This is a genomic window from Leptospira ryugenii, assembly GCF_003114855.1.
Taxonomy (GTDB): Bacteria; Spirochaetota; Leptospiria; order Leptospirales; family Leptospiraceae; genus Leptospira_A; species Leptospira_A ryugenii.
The window spans coordinates 204,792-221,184 of the sequence record NZ_BFBB01000003.1 but is presented as its reverse complement, the minus strand read 5'-3'; the positions used below and the strand labels follow the sequence as shown (position 1 = coordinate 221,184).

Genomic DNA, 16,393 nt, shown 5'->3' with positions numbered 1-16,393 from the left:
TTTAGGGCCCGTAGATGTGTCTACCAGGGCCATTTTTTTTTCTTTTGTCATTTTTTTTCTTTTCTCCTCTTTAAATGTGCATACTGTTCTTATTGTATGAAAAGCCTTAAACAGACTTTAGGAATTTACACATTTTTATCTATATTGCTATTATCTATCTCAGTTTCCGCTCTTATCTTTCTTTTGGGATGGAATCTTTTAACAAACGTTTATAAATCAGCGATGCACAATGCAGGCAAGAGTGCAAGTTCTGACTTCGAAAATTTTTACGATTTCCAGATGAAGTATTTGAAGTTGGTCTCCGAACAAGATGAACTATTGGATGCATTTACTCCAACTAGGTCCCAATTCGCAACCCAATATCTGGAAAAAATAATGGAGGAGACCAAGGGTGATTATGAGAATATCTTTGTTTCACTTCCGATACAAAATGCGCCTGTTCTATCAGCAGGTATCCCACGCTCCATTGGTTATATTTTAAAAGAAAGTGAAGTGGGCGAACATGTCAAAATTGCTCTCCAAAAAAAAGTCCATATTGGCAAAGTAGTCGAATCACCCATTACTCACTTACCTGTAAATCTAATCTCTCTTCCCATTCTCCAACGAGAAAATCTTGTGGGGATTTTATGGGTAGCTCTCAATTTGGATTTGGTGTCTAGCCGGATGTCTGAGGGTATTCAAGTTGGAAAGACCGGTTATGTAACTGCCTTTACCACAGAGGGTCTAGTGTTTGCAGACCCAGACAAGTCCAAAATTTTAAAAATTGACCTAAGCAAAATACCTGAAGCAAAACCAGTATTAGCTGCTAGTGATGGCTCATACTTTGAATATGAAGAAGGAGGAAAAGGTTTTTCCCTACTCATCAAACGTTTGGATCGTTTGCACTCAATCATCGGAGTCATATTGCCCAAATCAGACATTACTGAGGTGTTTTTGGAAATGATTCTATGGTCCCTGTTATTGGTTGCTGTCATCACGAGCATTGTAATCTATTTGATCCTTCGTTTTCTCAACATCCGCTTGAGACCCTTAGAACAGTCGGTCGCCATATTGGATCGTATGGCAGAAGGTGATCTGCGCGAATCTTTTCCTGAAGCAGGAGATGATGAGATCGGTCGTATGAACCGAGCCTTGTCTTCCTTTGTGTTCAGTATACGCAATGCAATGAAAGATATACAATCGGTTGCAACAGAGGTCTCTCGTGCCTCTGAAGAAATGCACTCTTCCGCAGAACGTTTTTCGGAAATGGCACAAGGAACAGCTGCATCCTCGGAAGAGATTTCTGCCACGACTGAGGAAGTGGTCGCTAGCTTAGACCAAACAGTAAACTCTACTGTCAACCAACACCAAAACATTCTCCAATTCAACCAAAAGATCCAAGAATTGACAAAGCATGCGATCGAGATCGAAAAAGAGACTCAGATTGCCATGCAAAGTACAGAGCGCATTACAGACCAAGCGAGAAAGGGTGGGCAGTCTTTAGCTCAAATGAAAGACGTTATCCATGTCATATTGGAATCTTCCAAAGAAATGAGAGAAGTCATAGGTATCATCGATGAAATTTCCGACCAAACCAGTCTCCTTGCTCTAAATGCTGCCATTGAGGCTGCACGTGCAGGCGAAGCAGGGAGAGGCTTTGCCATTGTAGCGGAAGAGATTTCAAAGCTTTCTGAAAAGACGGCTCGTTCGATCCAATCGATTGAAGATATGATTGGGAACAATAGCCAAGAACTAGAAGCCGGTGCTACGGGCATACGTTCCTCTCTCGATCTTTTCAACCATATCATAGTGGAGATTACAGAAGTTGCTTCTGTTATGCAAAAATTGTCCCATGCCACAGCAAACCAGCTCACCTACAATGAGGAGGCCAACCTCCAATCAGATGCAGTGGGTAAGGAATCACTGTCCATACAAAGTGCAGTAGGGGAGCAAAAGAGGGCGGTTGAACAGATTTCCATCTCTGTACTAGGGATCAATGAAGAAACTATGAGCATAGCTCAGGGCTCCGAAACTGTGGCCAACTCTTCTCGGAGTTTAAAACATGCAGCCGAAACATTGAGGCGTGTGAGTGGAGGCTTCAAACTTACTCAGTAGGATGCCAATCTCAGAGATTTTGCTCAGAGCCACCTAATAAATCTTAAATGGAACCCATTTATAATTTTGAGACTTAGTTTCAATTAAAGGGACTGGGGGCATTTTTTGACTTATGTCACTTACTGTGATTTTTCTAAGCTAAATTCCCATACATACTTGCTTTTTTTCTGATTTTATCCTTTCTTGTCAGAAGACAGTGAAATCGGGTTCAGGAATTCAAGGAATGAATATAAAAATACTAAAAATCTCAGTGCCAATCGTTGCTGTGGCTGCTTTGGCATATCTGATTTTCTCACCCAGCCGTTATGTGGGTTATGCTCCCAACCAACCCATCCCCTTTAACCACAAGATACATGCAGGCGATAACAAAATCGATTGTAAGTATTGTCATACAACCGTGGAGACTTCAGCACACGCAACTGTGCCACCATCTTCTACCTGTATGAATTGTCACAAAGGTGGCGGAAACGTAGCCGGTAACCAAGAGCATGTTAAGTGGTTGGTGCAACAGTATGATAACAATGTTCCTGTTGCTTGGGTCAAGGTACATGACCAGCCAGATTTTGTTTATTTCAATCACTCTCGCCACGTTCAGCGAGGAGTCGATTGTTCACAGTGCCATGGCAATATGGCCGAGATGGTGAAAGTAAGACAATCTAAGTCGTTAAACATGGGATTCTGCGTGGACTGCCACCGAGAGAATAATGCTCCTAACGATTGTTCGACGTGTCACAGGTAATCCGGAGGAATCACAAATAACATGATGAAAGACGATAGCTTCCAAAAAGAAAAAAAAGCGCATTGGCAGTCTTATGAATTGAGAGGCACCTCAAAAGAAGGTGAGCTTCAAAAACAAGAGTTTTATACTTCTCCAGATCCATTGATTTCTCGGATCAAAAAAGGAGATTTTGATAGAAAGACCTTCCTAAAGTTTATGGGGGCCTCTGTGGTGATGACCACTGTTGGTTGTATCCCAAAACCCGCAGAGAAGATCATTCCTTATGTAAGCCTTACATTTAAAAACGAAAAGGACGAAGTCGAACAGTATGATTTCGTAAAACATGGACACTCTTACCACTATGCGAGTGTTTGTGGTGGTTGCTCCGTTGGTTGCGGTGTTGTTGTCAAGGCACGCGATGGTAGACCACTGAAGCTGGAAGGAAATGAAAACCACCCGCTCTCCAAAGGTGCACTCTGTGCGTCTGGACAGGCATCCATTTTTGATTTATACGATGCTGACCGTGCCAAAGAACCTCAACAAATCGTGGAAGGTAGTCCAAAAGCTAGCGACTGGTTTGTTTTAGACAAAGACGTAAAAGAGAAATTACAAGCAAACAAAGGTAAAACGGTCATTGTTACCAAACCTTTAAGTTCTCCTTCCGAGAAGGAACTTATCAATGAATTCTTAAAAGCGACGGGCGGCGGAAAACACCTAGAAATCGCATTTGGATCTTCTGATGACTCCTTAAGCCTTGCCCAAGAGAAATCTTATGGAAAGGCACTGATTCCAAACTACCACTTCGACAGAGCAAAGGTGATCCTTTCCGTTGACAGTGATTTTCTCGAAGATGTGCCATTTCACAATGCCTTTAGCAAAAGAAGGGACCTAACAGCTGGCCAAAAGACAGTGAATACCTTCATTGCTGCAGAAACCCATCCAACGATGACAGGATCCAATGCGGACCAAAGGATTCCTCTCAAACCTGGTGACCAAAGAAAATTTGTTTTAACAATCGCAAAGGCACTCTCTGATTTGGGACTCTCTGGCATTTCTGGCACTTCTGGTATCGACCTAGAAAAAACCACTGCAGAGCTCGGAATCAGCAAGGAAGTTGTCCAAAAGACAGCAAAAGCCTTGTTATCCGCCAAAGGCGAATCTCTAGTCATTGCTTCAGGTTCCCAATCGGAGACAGATGATGCAGTAGATTTACAGATTGCTGTGAACATGCTAAACAGTGCACTCGGCAATGATGGAAAGACTGTTGATGCTGGCAACCCTCGTAAAGAAGGGCGGGCTGATTACCAAAGCAATATTGTTAGTCTTGAAAAAGCACTGAAAGAAAGAACCGTTGGAGTTTTAGTTCTATACGGATTCAACCCAGTGTATGAGGCACCAAACGGACTCGAGTGGAAAAAACTTCTGCATGAAGCAGCCCAAGTTGTAACTGTTTCAGATCGAGTGGACGAGACTGCACTTGCTTCCAATTGGTTAGCTCCACTTTCACATTTCTTAGAGTCATGGGGAGATTCAGAGGCTGTATCCGGTGTTCTAAGCATACAGCAGCCTACCATTCGACCTATCTTCAGTTCTCGTTCCTTTTCGGACAGCCTCATCGCTTGGGCAGGTGGAACGCTTGCAGGTGCTAAATCGTATTACGATTATCTCAAATCAAAGTACAGCAAAAAAACAAACTGGGAAGATTTGCTTCGAACAGGTGTTCTCGTACAAGGGAACCCTTTCTCAGAAAAAGGTGCCCGTGGGTTTAAAGGTAGCATTGCTCCTTTAAAATCCAGCCCAACTGGTTTACGACTATCTCTCTACACAAATACGGGAATAGGAAACGGAGAGAGAGCCAACAACTCTCAATTACAAGAACTTCCAGATCCTGTATCTAAAGTCACTTGGGACAACTACGTTGCGATCAGCCCGCAATACTCTCGTTCGTCGGGCATCAAATTAAACGACGTTGTGACCATCAAAGTCGGCAACGAATCCTTTGATCTACCAGCTCTTGTCCAGCCAGGTTTGCATCCAGAAGCTGTGGGCATCGCTCTCGGTTATGGAAGGACGTCTGTCGGAGGCATCGGGAATGGTGTAGGAAAGAATGCAAACGTCCTCGCGGCGCTTGTGAATGGAAGATTTGTCTATTCTGGACTTCCCATATCCATAGTGCCAACAGGTAAAAAATACAAATTGGCGACCACCCAGGACCACCACATGATGAGCCCTGGTTTGATGATGGGACTTAATTGGAAAGAGAGACCTTTGATTCTTTCTGCTAAAATCCAAGAGTATGCAAAGAACCCGGGCGCAGGGATTCCTGAACCAGAAATCCCTAAGATTCTTGTGGATGGCAAATTGCAAAGAGCCCAAGGTGCGAATGCGCCAGCAGACCAACCTGGCTCGCAGTTCCAATACCCAGGTTACAAATGGGGTATGGCTGTCGATTTGACTCAATGCACCGGATGTGGTGCTTGTGTAGTCGCTTGTAATATAGAAAACAACGTGCCGATGGTAGGGCGAGATGAAGTGCGTATGGGCCGAGAGATGCATTGGCTACGCATTGACCGTTACTACATCGGAGACCCTGAAAAACCAGAGTCTTTGGAAATCGCACACCAACCTGTGATGTGCCAACATTGTGACAATGCTCCTTGTGAGACAGTTTGTCCTGTGGCCGCAACCATCCACAGTTCAGAAGGAACCAATGACATGGTCTACAACCGATGTGTTGGAACAAGGTATTGTTCCAACAACTGTCCTTACAAAGTAAGGAGGTTCAATTGGTTAGAGCATTGGAATGAACACAATCTTTTAGGTGAAGGTACATACACCTTCCGTGCAACTCCTCCAAGAAACCTCGGATTGAATCCAGATGTAACAGTTCGGTCAAGAGGGGTTATGGAGAAGTGTAACTTCTGTGCCTCTAGAGTTGCTGAGAAAAAGATCCAAGCAAAGAACGAGGGTAGAACTTTGAAAGATGGAGAGGTTGTGTCGGCTTGCCAACAAACTTGTTCTTCTGATGCCATCGTGTTTGGCAATGTGAACGATCCAGAATCAAAAGTTGCAAAACTTCTCAAAGATCCAAGGTCTTATAAACTTTTGGAATACCTGAACATTGGACCCGCAGTGAGTTACCTCACTCGCGTAAGAAACGAAGTATAGTAGGGAGAACTGAAAAATGTCATTAGCTCAAGCAGTACGCGACAAACTAGACATTCCTGACCTAGTAACAGGGGGAAGAACCTTAAAGGATATCACTGTTGATATCGCGAAACCAAATGAAGATTTCCCCACTAAACTTTGGTGGAATACATTTCTTTTGGTTCTTTCGATTACATTGATCGATGTGGCCATCATTGGGTATTTGTTCTATGAAGGCCTCTATATACTCGGAATCAACAACCCTGTGGGTTGGGGATTCTTTGTTGTAAACTTCGTTTTTTGGATTGGTATCGGACATGCGGGAACTTTGATTTCTGCGGTTCTCTTCCTCTTCCGACAAGGCTGGAGAACTGGTATCAATAGAGCGGCGGAAGCAATGACCATCTTTGCGGTATTAGTTGCTGCTTCCAACTTGATCCTCCACGTAGGTCGTCCTTGGTTGGGATTTTGGCTCTTCCCGTATCCCAATGAACGAGGTCCTCTCTGGGTGAACTTTCGGTCACCATTGATTTGGGATACTTTTGCGGTATCAACCTACCTTTCGATTTCCTTAGTTTTCTGGTATTTGGGTTTAATCCCTGACTTGGCAACACTGAGAGACAGAGCCACGGAAACTTGGAGAAAGAATCTGTACAACGTCCTAGCATTTGGCTGGGTAGGATCGGCAAGAGCATGGTCACACTTAGAGATCGTGGCGATGATCCTTGCTGCCCTTTCCACTCCACTCGTTCTTTCCGTGCATACCATTGTATCCTTTGACTTTGCTGTATCTATCCTACCAGGTTGGCATACAACGATTTTCCCACCTTACTTCGTAGCGGGTGCGATCTTTTCTGGTTTCGCAATGGTAGTTACACTCATGGTCATTGCAAGAGAGGTATTTAACCTCCAAAACTATATTACTATGAAGCATTTGGACAACATGAATAAGATCATGATGACCACTGGTTTGATCGTAGGTCTAGCCTATGCTACAGAATTTTTCATCGCTTGGTATTCTGGAAATGAGTACGAAGGCTTTGCTTTCTGGAACCGCGCCTTTGGACCTTACGGTTGGGCATATTTCATCATGATATCTTGTAACGTATTATCGCCTCAGGTTTTCTGGTTCCGAAAATTGCGTTACAATATCCCTGTAATGTTTGTAGCCTCTATCGTTGTAAACATCGGGATGTGGTTCGAGCGCTTTGTGATCATGATGACATTGAACCGTGACTTTTTGCCCTCAAGTTGGGCAATGTATACGCCCACCTTATTTGACTACGCAATGCTCATCGGTACCTTTGGTATCTTCTTCACTCTTTTCCTCTTATGGTGTCGCATCATGCCTGTCATTGCCATTGCCGAAGTAAAAACAGTTATGCCAGCAAAAGAAGGAGCTCATCACTAATATGTATCTTCCAAAACTTGAACAGTTTCATAAGTACAAAGAAGCTGATGAAGGAGTTTTTGGAGTATTTGAAACTCCAGAAGCCATCCTTCATGCGGCAGAAAAAACGAAAGAAAAGAACTATGAAGGCTTTGATTGCCTTCTTCCATACCCCGTGCATGGTATCGATGAAGCAATGGGAACTCCTAGATCAGGACTTCCTTGGGTCACATTTTTTGCGGGACTCTTTGGCTGTACAATCGGTATCCTTTTCCAATACCTCACACATGCAGTGGATTGGCCCATGAACATTGCTGGTAAATCTTTGAATGCGTGGTTTGCCTATGTGCCTATTATTTTTGAACTTACAGTCTTCAGTGCAGGCATTTACACAGTGGCTACGCTAGCCTATCTGTGTGGGATTCCTAAGGCAAGTAGACGTATCCTTCATAAGGACTTTACCTCACACAAATTTGGACTTTGGATTCCTAAAACAGCGAAAGGTTACAACGAATCAGAAGTTGTTTCTTTCATCAAAGGTTTGGGTGGACAAGAAGTAACTGTCGTTAAACCGGAGAACGCTCAATGAAACAGTTTTTTTTGAATAGTTTGGCTCTTTTCACTCTAACTTTCCTTGTGAATTGTGATTACTCTAGCCCGGTTTGGGAATACTTTCCCAATATGTATGACTCTCCTGCTAGAGAAGCACAAGAGGATGATCAATTTTCTAAAAATGGAGCAGCTGTTAGGATTCCTCCGCAAGGGGCGATTCCAGTTGGCTACTATCCATATCCGTATGCTAACATATTGACCCAAGACCAGTTGCCTGGTGCCGAGAAAGGCTTAAAAAATCCGATCGCAAAAGCAAGCTTAGGTGATTTGATGATTGGTGAGAAGCGCTACCAAACCTATTGCACTCCTTGCCATGGGGTGCGTGGTGCTGGAAACGGAACTGTAGTTGGTCCAGCGCCTAGATTTGCACAATCTCCACCAGCACTTGCCGGTAAAGGTGTCAATTCCAATGGGTATACAGACGGCCAAATCTACCACATCATTACGATGGGACGCGGTTCAATGGGAAGCTATGCTTACCAAATTGAGCCACAAGATCGTTGGCGAGTGATTGCTTACATACGTAAGTTACAAGAATTCGACGCGAAGAACCAAAACCAGACCAATTAGGAATCTATATGAGCGCGACAAAAGCAGCAAAGTTAGACCAAAATCTCCTTTCCTTTAAACTCCCAGCGAGCATCCGCAACGTGTTGTTTGCGATGGTTGGCTTGGGAATCGTCAGCCTGGCAGTTTCCTTTCTAGGCTTTGGCCACGAGTCATCCAGACATATGGATGAAGCGGGGCATTTCCACCACACAAACTTGGGTTTCCATGTTCTCCTGGTAGCATCCTACTTTGTTTTGGGCCTTTCCATTACAGGCATTTTCTTTACAGCTGTGCAGCACATCACGGGATCGCATTGGTCTGTTACGGTTCGTAGAATCTTTGAAACGTACGGATTGTTCGCTCCCGTATTGTTGCTCTTATTTGCGGGTGTATTCTTTGGAATGCATGATCTGTATGAGTGGGCTGATGAGACAGTGCGTGAAAACGATCATTTGATCCACCATAAAAGTGGATACTTAAACCCGACATTTTTTGTCGTAAGGACAGTGCTCTTCATTGTCATCTGGTCAGTCTTTGCTTATATCTTTCATTCCAAGTCTGTTTCCCAAGACAAGGACAAGGTGGTAGATACAACCAAGACACTTGCGAAGTTTGCGGGTGGTTTCATCCTTTTCTTTGCATTGTCCTGGTGTTTTGCGGCCTTTGATATTCTAATGTCTTTGTCCCCACACTGGTTCTCCACTATGTTTGGTGTGTATGCCTTTGCAGGTGCTTTCCAAACAAGCATTGCTTCTTATTTGATAGTAATCTATCTGCTAAAGAAAAATAATTTCTTGGGTGAAGCAGTGAATGAAAATCACTTTCATGATATCGCTAAGTTTTTACTGGGGATGACAACTTTCTGGGCATATGTAGGTTTCTCTCAATTTATGCTCATTTGGTATGCGAATATCCCAGAGGAGACCTTTTTCTATGAGATGAGAATGACTGGTGGTTGGGGCTATGCTACATTGGCACTTCCTTTCATTAAATTTATCATTCCATTCCTTCTCTTACTGAATCGACCAAACAAACGTAATCTTGGTTTTCTAGCGAAATTAGCAACTTGGATCCTACTCGTTCAGTTCTTTGAATTGTTCTGGCTTGTTTTCCCAGCTAGTTTTGAAAAACTTTCTATCCTTCATTTGTTACTTGCGTTAGGTGGAACGATTGGGACCTTGGGACTTTTTGGGCTGTTCGTATTCAAAAAACTTGAGAAGCATAGCCTTGTTCCTGTGGGTGACCCTAGGCTAGATGAATGTTTACACCACCACCAATAAAGGAAGATTAAGTATGAAAAAAACGATTATATTGATTTCGGTTTCCCTTTTTGGATTTGTGGGATGTGCTAAAAATGCGGAAGTTACTTGGCACAAACTCTGTGATGACAAAACAAACAAAGCAAGTTTAGATTTTACAGTGCCCCTATATTCTGAACCAAATGTTAAGTCGGCAGTTCTTGAGTATGTTCCTGTAGGCACTGTTGTCAAAGTATCAGGACATAGAAACCACAATGTTTGGGATCCAAAGTACTTCATCAAGGTACAAACCCTGACTCAAAATGGATACATGAGCCCGAAATGTTTGGTGGTCAACCAGGACCCAGAACAGAGTGTGTGGAGATATTCAAAAAATTTAGTGAAAGATTACGTATACTTCTACTCTCCTGAGGATAAAGAACACTATCCGAGGGGCTATGAGTATGGATCACTTAAATCTTTACCTAAAGATAAGATTCCTTTGTCAGAATTGAGCAAAGGATTGGAAGAGGCTCCATTTATACACAAAACACCATTGAAACAAAACTAGATTTTATCCTCATTCGGTGGCAAATCGCTACCTAAAGAGTATTCAGGAAAGCCGTCTCTAGGGACGGCTTTTTTTTTTAATTTGGACTTCGATACACCTTCCATTCCCAAACAATAATCCCTAGGATCGTAAATTTTTCAGAAATAAAATACAGCTCACCCAAAGTCGTAAGCGAATCCCATCTTGTGACTAGATAGTAAAAAGAGAGGAGACAGTAGCTCAAATTGCCAAAGACCACGACCAAGAGAAAGGCTCTCCATTGTTTTGGTTTGATAAGCAAACAGGAAGAGGAATATAAAAATAGAAGGAAGGCTAAAATCGCTAAGTGATAGAGAACTTCACTTGGCATACCAAAGAAAGTTTGGAGCGGGATAAGTATCGCAAGAAGAATTGTCAGTGATACAGAGGCACCGAAGGCATCGATCAAAAAGACAGAATGGGGTTGTTGGGATTGGTAAAGTTTTTTTAGAATCATATATCTCCTCATGAAAACAATCAAAACGATTCGTAATTTCTAAACCTCATGTCTACGAGAACCTAGATTTACTCACCGTCCCCCGAATCAGAATTCTGTAATGTTAAATTTGTGGAGTGGAAATTTTCCCTATTGATTTAGATCAGCTGCTTTTCCTTCCTTGACAAAGAAAAATCTTTACGGTAGTTTTTTTTCTATGGGACAAAAAAGATCGATCGCTACTTCGGCTTCGGAAGAAAGACTCGAAAAACTCTTAGAAGAACGGATCAAACCAGGAGCCAATCAAGAGATCATTGACCAAAGGATTTGGGATCTATTTGGTGAAACATGGTGTGTCATGTTTACCGACCTCTCTGGTTTTTCGCGTGGGGTGGCAAAATTTGGAATCATACATTTTTTACAAACTATCTTTGAATCCCATCGTATCTTGATTCCTGTTGTTGATGAATATGATGGCATTCTTTTAAAAGATGAGGGTGATAGTTTGATGGTATTATTTAGAAACACCAACAAAGCCCTGCAATGTGCAATCCATATGCAAAAAGCATGCAAAAAATATAATATTGACCGTCCGCCAGAAGAACAAATCCTTCTCTGTGTCGGATTGGGTTATGGAAAAGTGTTGAAAATTGGTGATACGGATGTGTTTGGAGCTGAGGTCAATGCAGCCTCAAAGTTAGGTGAAGATACAGCCGACGCATGGGAAATCCTCGTCACGCAAGCTGTGAAAGACCATGCGGAAGATACGACAGATTTTGATTTTGAACTTCTAAAGGAAGTGCCACCTGGTAGCGAAGGAGCCTATAAATTGGTCTACCATCTATCCGATGCCCAATGGGTTGTTTTATAGTCAAAGCGATAGATATTCATAGATTGATTTTATCTCTCCCAATTCCTTTACACTCTCATAAAGCCTTTCGAAGATAGGGTTTGTACAGAGTGTACTTGAATCGCCAATCAAAACCAGTGCAAACTTTGCCCGGGTCAGTGCGACATTAAGTCGTCTCTCATCAGCTAGAAATCCTAGGGAATTTTCATCATTGGTTCTCACAAATGAAATTACTACCATATCTGATTCCCTACCTTGGAAGGAATCAAATGTTTGAACAGGAATGGAATAGTTGGTCATCCTCTCAATGCGTTCTTTTTGTTCGGAATATGGAGTTAAAATCTGGCAAAGGTTTGGATTAAGGCCATTTTTGACGAAGTTCGTAACCAAATCGGCCTCACAAAGATTGAAGATACTACCGGTTGTTTTGTTTCTTTCTTCTTGATTGTCTGTTCCCGCCGTATCAATCCATAGGAGTGATTTATCAGAATAGAATAGTCGCAACATCTCGTTTTGGATGTTTTGATTATGTTTTACGTTAGGACTTGTTTGGACTTGATTTTCATAAAAATATTGGTTTGGAAACTTTACTATTTCAGGCAACATACGAAATTGAGTATTTAAAAATACAGTTCTCTCTCCTTGGTCCTCCAGGATTCCTTTTTCCAAAAAAGAAGGAATCTTTTGGTGTTCTGGAAGGAGGTATGTATATGGGAGTTGTTTGGGATCACCAAAATAAAAACAATGACTCCCGCACATCATTGCCATATAACATGCAACATCCGTTGCTTGTGTAGCTTCATCTACAAAGACATAGTCAAAAAGAATCCCTTTTTTAAGAAAGGGAAAATAGGAGGAGAAGGTTCCAACAATCATTTCTGCCTTGTCAAAAATTTTTTGCCGGACATTTTCTTCTTCTCTTTTGATAGTCTGCAACAGGTCTTTGGCTTCCTTTTTTAAACTTTGCCTTTCCTCTCGTTCTTCTTTTCCGAAATTTCGTTTCCAGGATCGATATTTTTTTTGGATTGATTTTAATTCATTTTGCCACTTCTGGATTTGTCTTTGGGCATGGTCTTTTTCAACCAAGGAATCTAAATGATAGGCTAAGGCGGTCTCTTTAATTTTCGTTGAATTTCCTAAGCGAATGACATTCCAATCTTTGGCAATCGCTCTTTCCACAATCATATCACAGGCATAATTATTTGGACAGAGAACAAGTAACTTTTGTTTCTTTGCGATTATAGCCTCGGCTGTATTCATCAATAAAAATGTTTTCCCCGTTCCTGGAGGACCAAATACAAATCCGTACTCATTTAAAGAAAGTAATTTCTCAATAGGGCTTACCTCTGCTTTTGGAGTGCTTGGTTTATCTCCCTTTGAATAAGAGAGTATCCATGAGAGTTTTTTTTTGGCCAATTGGAAGCGATCTTGCCCAAGTAGGTGAACGACTTCCTCATACATTTTGTATGTGGACTCTTGGAACCACGCAATAATTTCATATTCATCGGACTCCCATTCTTGTTCGCCAAGGGACTGGATTATGATTTTGGATTTATCAATGCTTACAATGTGTCCGTAGGTTGATTCAGATTCGCTTTGTATGAGAACAGATTGTCCTTTATGCCAATCATTGATCGAAGAAAAATTTGTATGAGAAAAGCTGACTTTCCAAGTATTCCCATACAAGAATTGGATCTCTTCCAATATACATTTTTTCAATTTCAATTGATTTTGATTTTTCTCTGTAAATTGTTCTCTTTCCTTTTCTCTCTCGAGTGCAAGACGTTTTGTTTGGAATTGTATTTCCTCTTCGAGCGAAGTAAATTGAGGCACTAGGATTCCTCCCATTCTACATTTTCCAATGTAGTGAAAAATCCATTGCGAAGCAATGGGGCAAAGTCATTCATCTCATGTCCTTTTAAAGTTAGGGAATCTTCATAAGAGTAGGCCTGGATTAAAAATTGTGCCGCCTCTTCAATCAAACCCAATCTACATTTTGCCCGTGCAAATAGAATGAGAATTTCAGGGTCAATTTCACCCGCATATTCTACCAAACTTTCTAAACTACGGATAGCACTTTCGGCATCTTCAAGTTCCAAATAACATAATGCCAAAAGTTCAAAGTGTAAAAAATCGGATTCCAAACCCATAGCCAGAGATTTGCGGAGGCAGACTAAGGCTGAGTTGTAATCTGCTCGGGCATAATATAATGAGCCAAGTTCAGCCCATATATCCTTTCGGTTGATTCCTTTCGCTTTGCTAAGATCCTCTCTGGAAAGAGCCTGTTTTAAGATTGCAATCGATTCTTCAGAGCGATCCATGTCTTTCAAAAGTGAGGCGAGGAGCAAATAAAACTCTAGGTAATGAGGGAAAGTAAATATCCCTTTATTCAAAATTGATTTTGCGGATTTGAATTTTTTGATTCGTATTAGAAACCTCGCATATACGTCTAAAGAGAGTGGGTGGTCTGCAAAATCGTCCATCACCTTCTGGAACTGTAGTTCCGTTTCTTTTGTATTTCCTAATACGTTCTGGCAAAGTGCCATTCGTGCCCTAATTTTGATTTTAGTTTGGGGGTTTGGGCTTAGGGATTCAGCTTCAGAGAAGATATTAAATGCTTTTGTGAATTCACGGTCTCTTTCTAGGCGGATTGCTTTCCGTAGTATGGAAAAAAAATCTCGGTTTTGCTGCATTTTCACTCAAGGAAAGAAGAGGATTTACCGAAGATCAGATTAGGGATGATAGAATCCAAAGGAGCCATACAATGATTCAATCTAGCTCAAATTTACATTCCATTTTAAACCTGCCAAAAGAAATCTTCCAGGCAAATCAAAACTTAAACCAGAAATTGATTGGGATAGCCGTGGAGGAAAAAGTAGCGGAGGCTACCTCTCCCCAGAGGCTTCTGGACGTTTATTGCTAAATCCATCATTGAGCGGTTTCTGAGTTAAAAATTGGACGCTTTTTTTCTCGGAAACCTTGTATTGCTTGTCTGAAGTCTTTCGTGTCCAACATACTCGCATTCCAAACGGCTACATAATTCAATGCATCTTTTAAATTGAAATGTGCTGATGCATTCATCACTTGCTTCACTCCTCGGATCACAATTGTTGGGTTTTCAGCAATTTCGTGAGCAGTCTTCAAACCGTAGGCGAACATTTCCTCCTCAGTATCAAAAACCTTTGTGACAAGACCCATGCGAAGCGCTTCATTTGCATCAATGTCTTTGCCCGTCAGTGCTAACTCTCTTGTATTTCCTTGGCCAATGATAGCTGGAAGTCTTTGTAAAGAGCCCATATCGGCAACGATACCGACTTTTGCTTCGCGCAAAGAGAAACTTGCATCCTTACTTGCATAGCGAACGTCACAAGCTGAGATAAGATCTAAACCACCACCAATGCAATGCCTTTGGATGAGAGCAATCGATGGTTTCTTTGAATCGTAAACTGCATTGATTCCTTTTTGCATATCCAAAATTAAGTGATATAGTTTTTCTCTATGGTCACCTAATTCACCTTGTACGATATGTTGGAATTCGGAAAAGAATTGCTCCAGATCCAATCCAGTAGAAAAAGACTTACCCCTCGCCGCGATTATGAAAGCATGAACCTTTGGATCCGCATCAATTGTCTGAATAACTTCCGGTAGGTCTCTCCAAAAGGGCCAGTTCATAGCATTTCGTTTGTCAGGTCGATTCAAGTAGAGAATGGCTACATTTCGGTCATAAACGATTTCAAAAAACGGGAACGATTTCATGCAGATGTTTCCTCCTTCTGCCATAACTTTCCTTTAAAAAACATGATCGCTCCCGCCAAAATCAAAGCAATGGAGATGTACTGGGATTGGGAAAATCCATGCCAATAGTAACCAGTTAAGAAGGCTGGGTTTCCACTTGAGTCAGGAATATTGACAAGTTGAGGAGGCTCTAAAAAAGGGATTACCGCTTTATTTACGCGTAAGAATTCGATCAGAAGTCTCGCTGTTCCATGTAACATTAGGAACTGTGCACCAAGGCTCCATTTTCTAAAATTTTGGAAGCGAGCATAGTATTGAAGGTAAGCAAAGTAGCCAAAGGCAATGATGGATTCCATAACAGGAGTATTCCATACAGGCACACCTGATGGGTGGGCACCGTGAAATTCAAATACCAGGATAGGGATTCTCGCATCTGTTGCGAATCCATAACATCCGTCTCCACTAACAAAACAACCCAATCTACCAATCGCATAACCCATACTCAATGCCGGAACTATAGCATCAAAATAACTTCCCATATCGAGTTTGTAATATTTGAAGTAAAGTGTAACAAATAACCAACCACAGAGGAGACCACCATAAAATACGAGCCCACCACCACTGAAAAGAGAGGACCACAAACCTGGTTGCCCAGGAAATCCTTCCCAATGCAAAAGAGGATAGGAATAACGACCGTCATATCCTGGCACCTGGATAAAGATCTGGTCCCAAATTTCAAAGATGAAGAACACTTTCGCACCAATGAGTGTACCCAAAATACCTAAAAAGATGAGCCAATCACTATGTGATGGTTCTAATTTTCTGCGTTCCAGTTCTTTAGGTAAGATATAAGAACCTACCAAAAATGCTAACATCATGAGCAAACTAAACGTGGATAGTCCGCCCCAGCCAAAGGGGTTCGGTATTGGAATTCGATCTAACATAAGGTGAGCCTAAATCTCTTGGTTTGGAGGGAAAGGAGTATTTTATCCAGGAATTCTTCGGATTTTTCGAGCCCAAAGGACTAAAAAAGAC

The 16,393-nt window shown here is 41.8% G+C and carries 14 protein-coding genes and 1 pseudogene; 10 read left to right on the top strand and 5 right to left on the bottom strand.

All coding sequences use genetic code 11. The features are described 5' to 3' along the window. Positions 1-96 precede the first annotated feature (96 nt). From DI060_RS05395 to DI060_RS05360, 8 genes and pseudogenes are all read left to right on the top strand, one after another. A complete protein-coding gene (locus DI060_RS05395) occupies positions 97-2,094 on the top strand; it encodes a methyl-accepting chemotaxis protein (RefSeq protein WP_108974535.1) in 1,998 nt (665 codons plus the stop codon). Positions 2,095-2,317: 223 nt separating this feature from the next. After that, positions 2,318-2,833 (top strand): cytochrome c3 family protein, encoded by a 516-nt coding sequence (locus DI060_RS05390; protein ID WP_108974533.1) that lies wholly within the window; start codon positions 2,318-2,320, stop codon positions 2,831-2,833. Between the two features lie 24 nt (positions 2,834-2,857). Continuing rightward, positions 2,858-5,980, top strand: a complete 3,123-nt coding sequence (locus tag DI060_RS05385) for a Fe-S-cluster-containing hydrogenase (protein WP_209452003.1) — start codon at positions 2,858-2,860, stop codon at positions 5,978-5,980. Between the two features lie 16 nt (positions 5,981-5,996). Further along, a complete protein-coding gene (nrfD, locus tag DI060_RS05380) occupies positions 5,997-7,370 on the top strand; it encodes an NrfD/PsrC family molybdoenzyme membrane anchor subunit (RefSeq protein ID WP_108974528.1) in 1,374 nt (457 codons plus the stop codon). Position 7,371: 1 nt separating this feature from the next. After that, positions 7,372-7,938 (top strand): DUF3341 domain-containing protein, encoded by a 567-nt coding sequence (locus tag DI060_RS05375; RefSeq protein ID WP_108974526.1) that lies wholly within the window; start codon positions 7,372-7,374, stop codon positions 7,936-7,938. Next, positions 7,935-8,589, top strand: a pseudogene (locus tag DI060_RS05370) (c-type cytochrome). Before DI060_RS05375 ends, DI060_RS05370 begins: the two are co-directional and overlap by 4 nt. Continuing rightward, positions 8,540-9,790 (top strand): hypothetical protein, encoded by a 1,251-nt coding sequence (locus DI060_RS05365; protein WP_108974522.1) that lies wholly within the window; start codon positions 8,540-8,542, stop codon positions 9,788-9,790. The pseudogene DI060_RS05370 and the gene DI060_RS05365 overlap by 50 nt, the downstream one beginning before the upstream one ends. A gap of 13 nt (positions 9,791-9,803) precedes the next feature. After that, a complete protein-coding gene (locus DI060_RS05360; RefSeq protein WP_108974520.1) occupies positions 9,804-10,319 on the top strand; it encodes an Lsa16 family lipoprotein adhesin in 516 nt (171 codons plus the stop codon). Between the two features lie 76 nt (positions 10,320-10,395). On the opposite strand, the gene DI060_RS05355 is transcribed toward DI060_RS05360, so the two are convergent. Continuing rightward, positions 10,396-10,794: a hypothetical protein gene (locus DI060_RS05355; protein ID WP_244594292.1), complete on the bottom strand. Its 399-nt coding sequence runs from the start codon at positions 10,792-10,794 to the stop codon at positions 10,396-10,398. Positions 10,795-10,990: 196 nt separating this feature from the next. Here DI060_RS05355 and DI060_RS05350 point away from each other — a divergent pair, with 196 nt between their 5' ends. Then, positions 10,991-11,644, top strand: a complete 654-nt coding sequence (locus DI060_RS05350; RefSeq protein ID WP_108974518.1) for an adenylate/guanylate cyclase domain-containing protein — start codon at positions 10,991-10,993, stop codon at positions 11,642-11,644. On the opposite strand, the gene DI060_RS05345 is transcribed toward DI060_RS05350, so the two are convergent. Both DI060_RS05345 and DI060_RS05340 read right to left on the bottom strand, forming a co-directional pair. Then, positions 11,645-13,471, bottom strand: coding sequence for an AAA domain-containing protein (locus DI060_RS05345; protein ID WP_108974516.1), 1,827 nt, complete (start codon positions 13,469-13,471; stop codon positions 11,645-11,647). Continuing rightward, on the bottom strand, positions 13,456-14,316 hold the full coding sequence (locus DI060_RS05340) for a tetratricopeptide repeat protein (protein ID WP_108974514.1): 861 nt from the start codon (positions 14,314-14,316) through the stop codon (positions 13,456-13,458). Before DI060_RS05340 ends, DI060_RS05345 begins: the two co-directional genes overlap by 16 nt. 71 nt (positions 14,317-14,387) lie before the next feature. Between DI060_RS05340 and DI060_RS18925 the strand changes: the two genes are divergently transcribed. Continuing rightward, entirely contained in the window at positions 14,388-14,546 is a 159-nt protein-coding gene (locus DI060_RS18925; RefSeq protein WP_167836911.1) for a hypothetical protein, read from the top strand. Between the two features lie 5 nt (positions 14,547-14,551). Here the strand turns inward: DI060_RS18925 and DI060_RS05335 are convergent, their stop codons facing one another. Together DI060_RS05335 and DI060_RS05330 are read right to left on the bottom strand one after the other, a co-directional pair. Next, a complete protein-coding gene (locus DI060_RS05335) occupies positions 14,552-15,379 on the bottom strand; it encodes a crotonase/enoyl-CoA hydratase family protein (RefSeq protein WP_108975642.1) in 828 nt (275 codons plus the stop codon). After that, positions 15,376-16,302: a prolipoprotein diacylglyceryl transferase gene (locus DI060_RS05330; protein WP_108974512.1), complete on the bottom strand. Its 927-nt coding sequence runs from the start codon at positions 16,300-16,302 to the stop codon at positions 15,376-15,378. The genes DI060_RS05335 and DI060_RS05330 overlap by 4 nt, the downstream gene beginning before the upstream one ends. Positions 16,303-16,393: the final 91 nt, after the last annotated feature.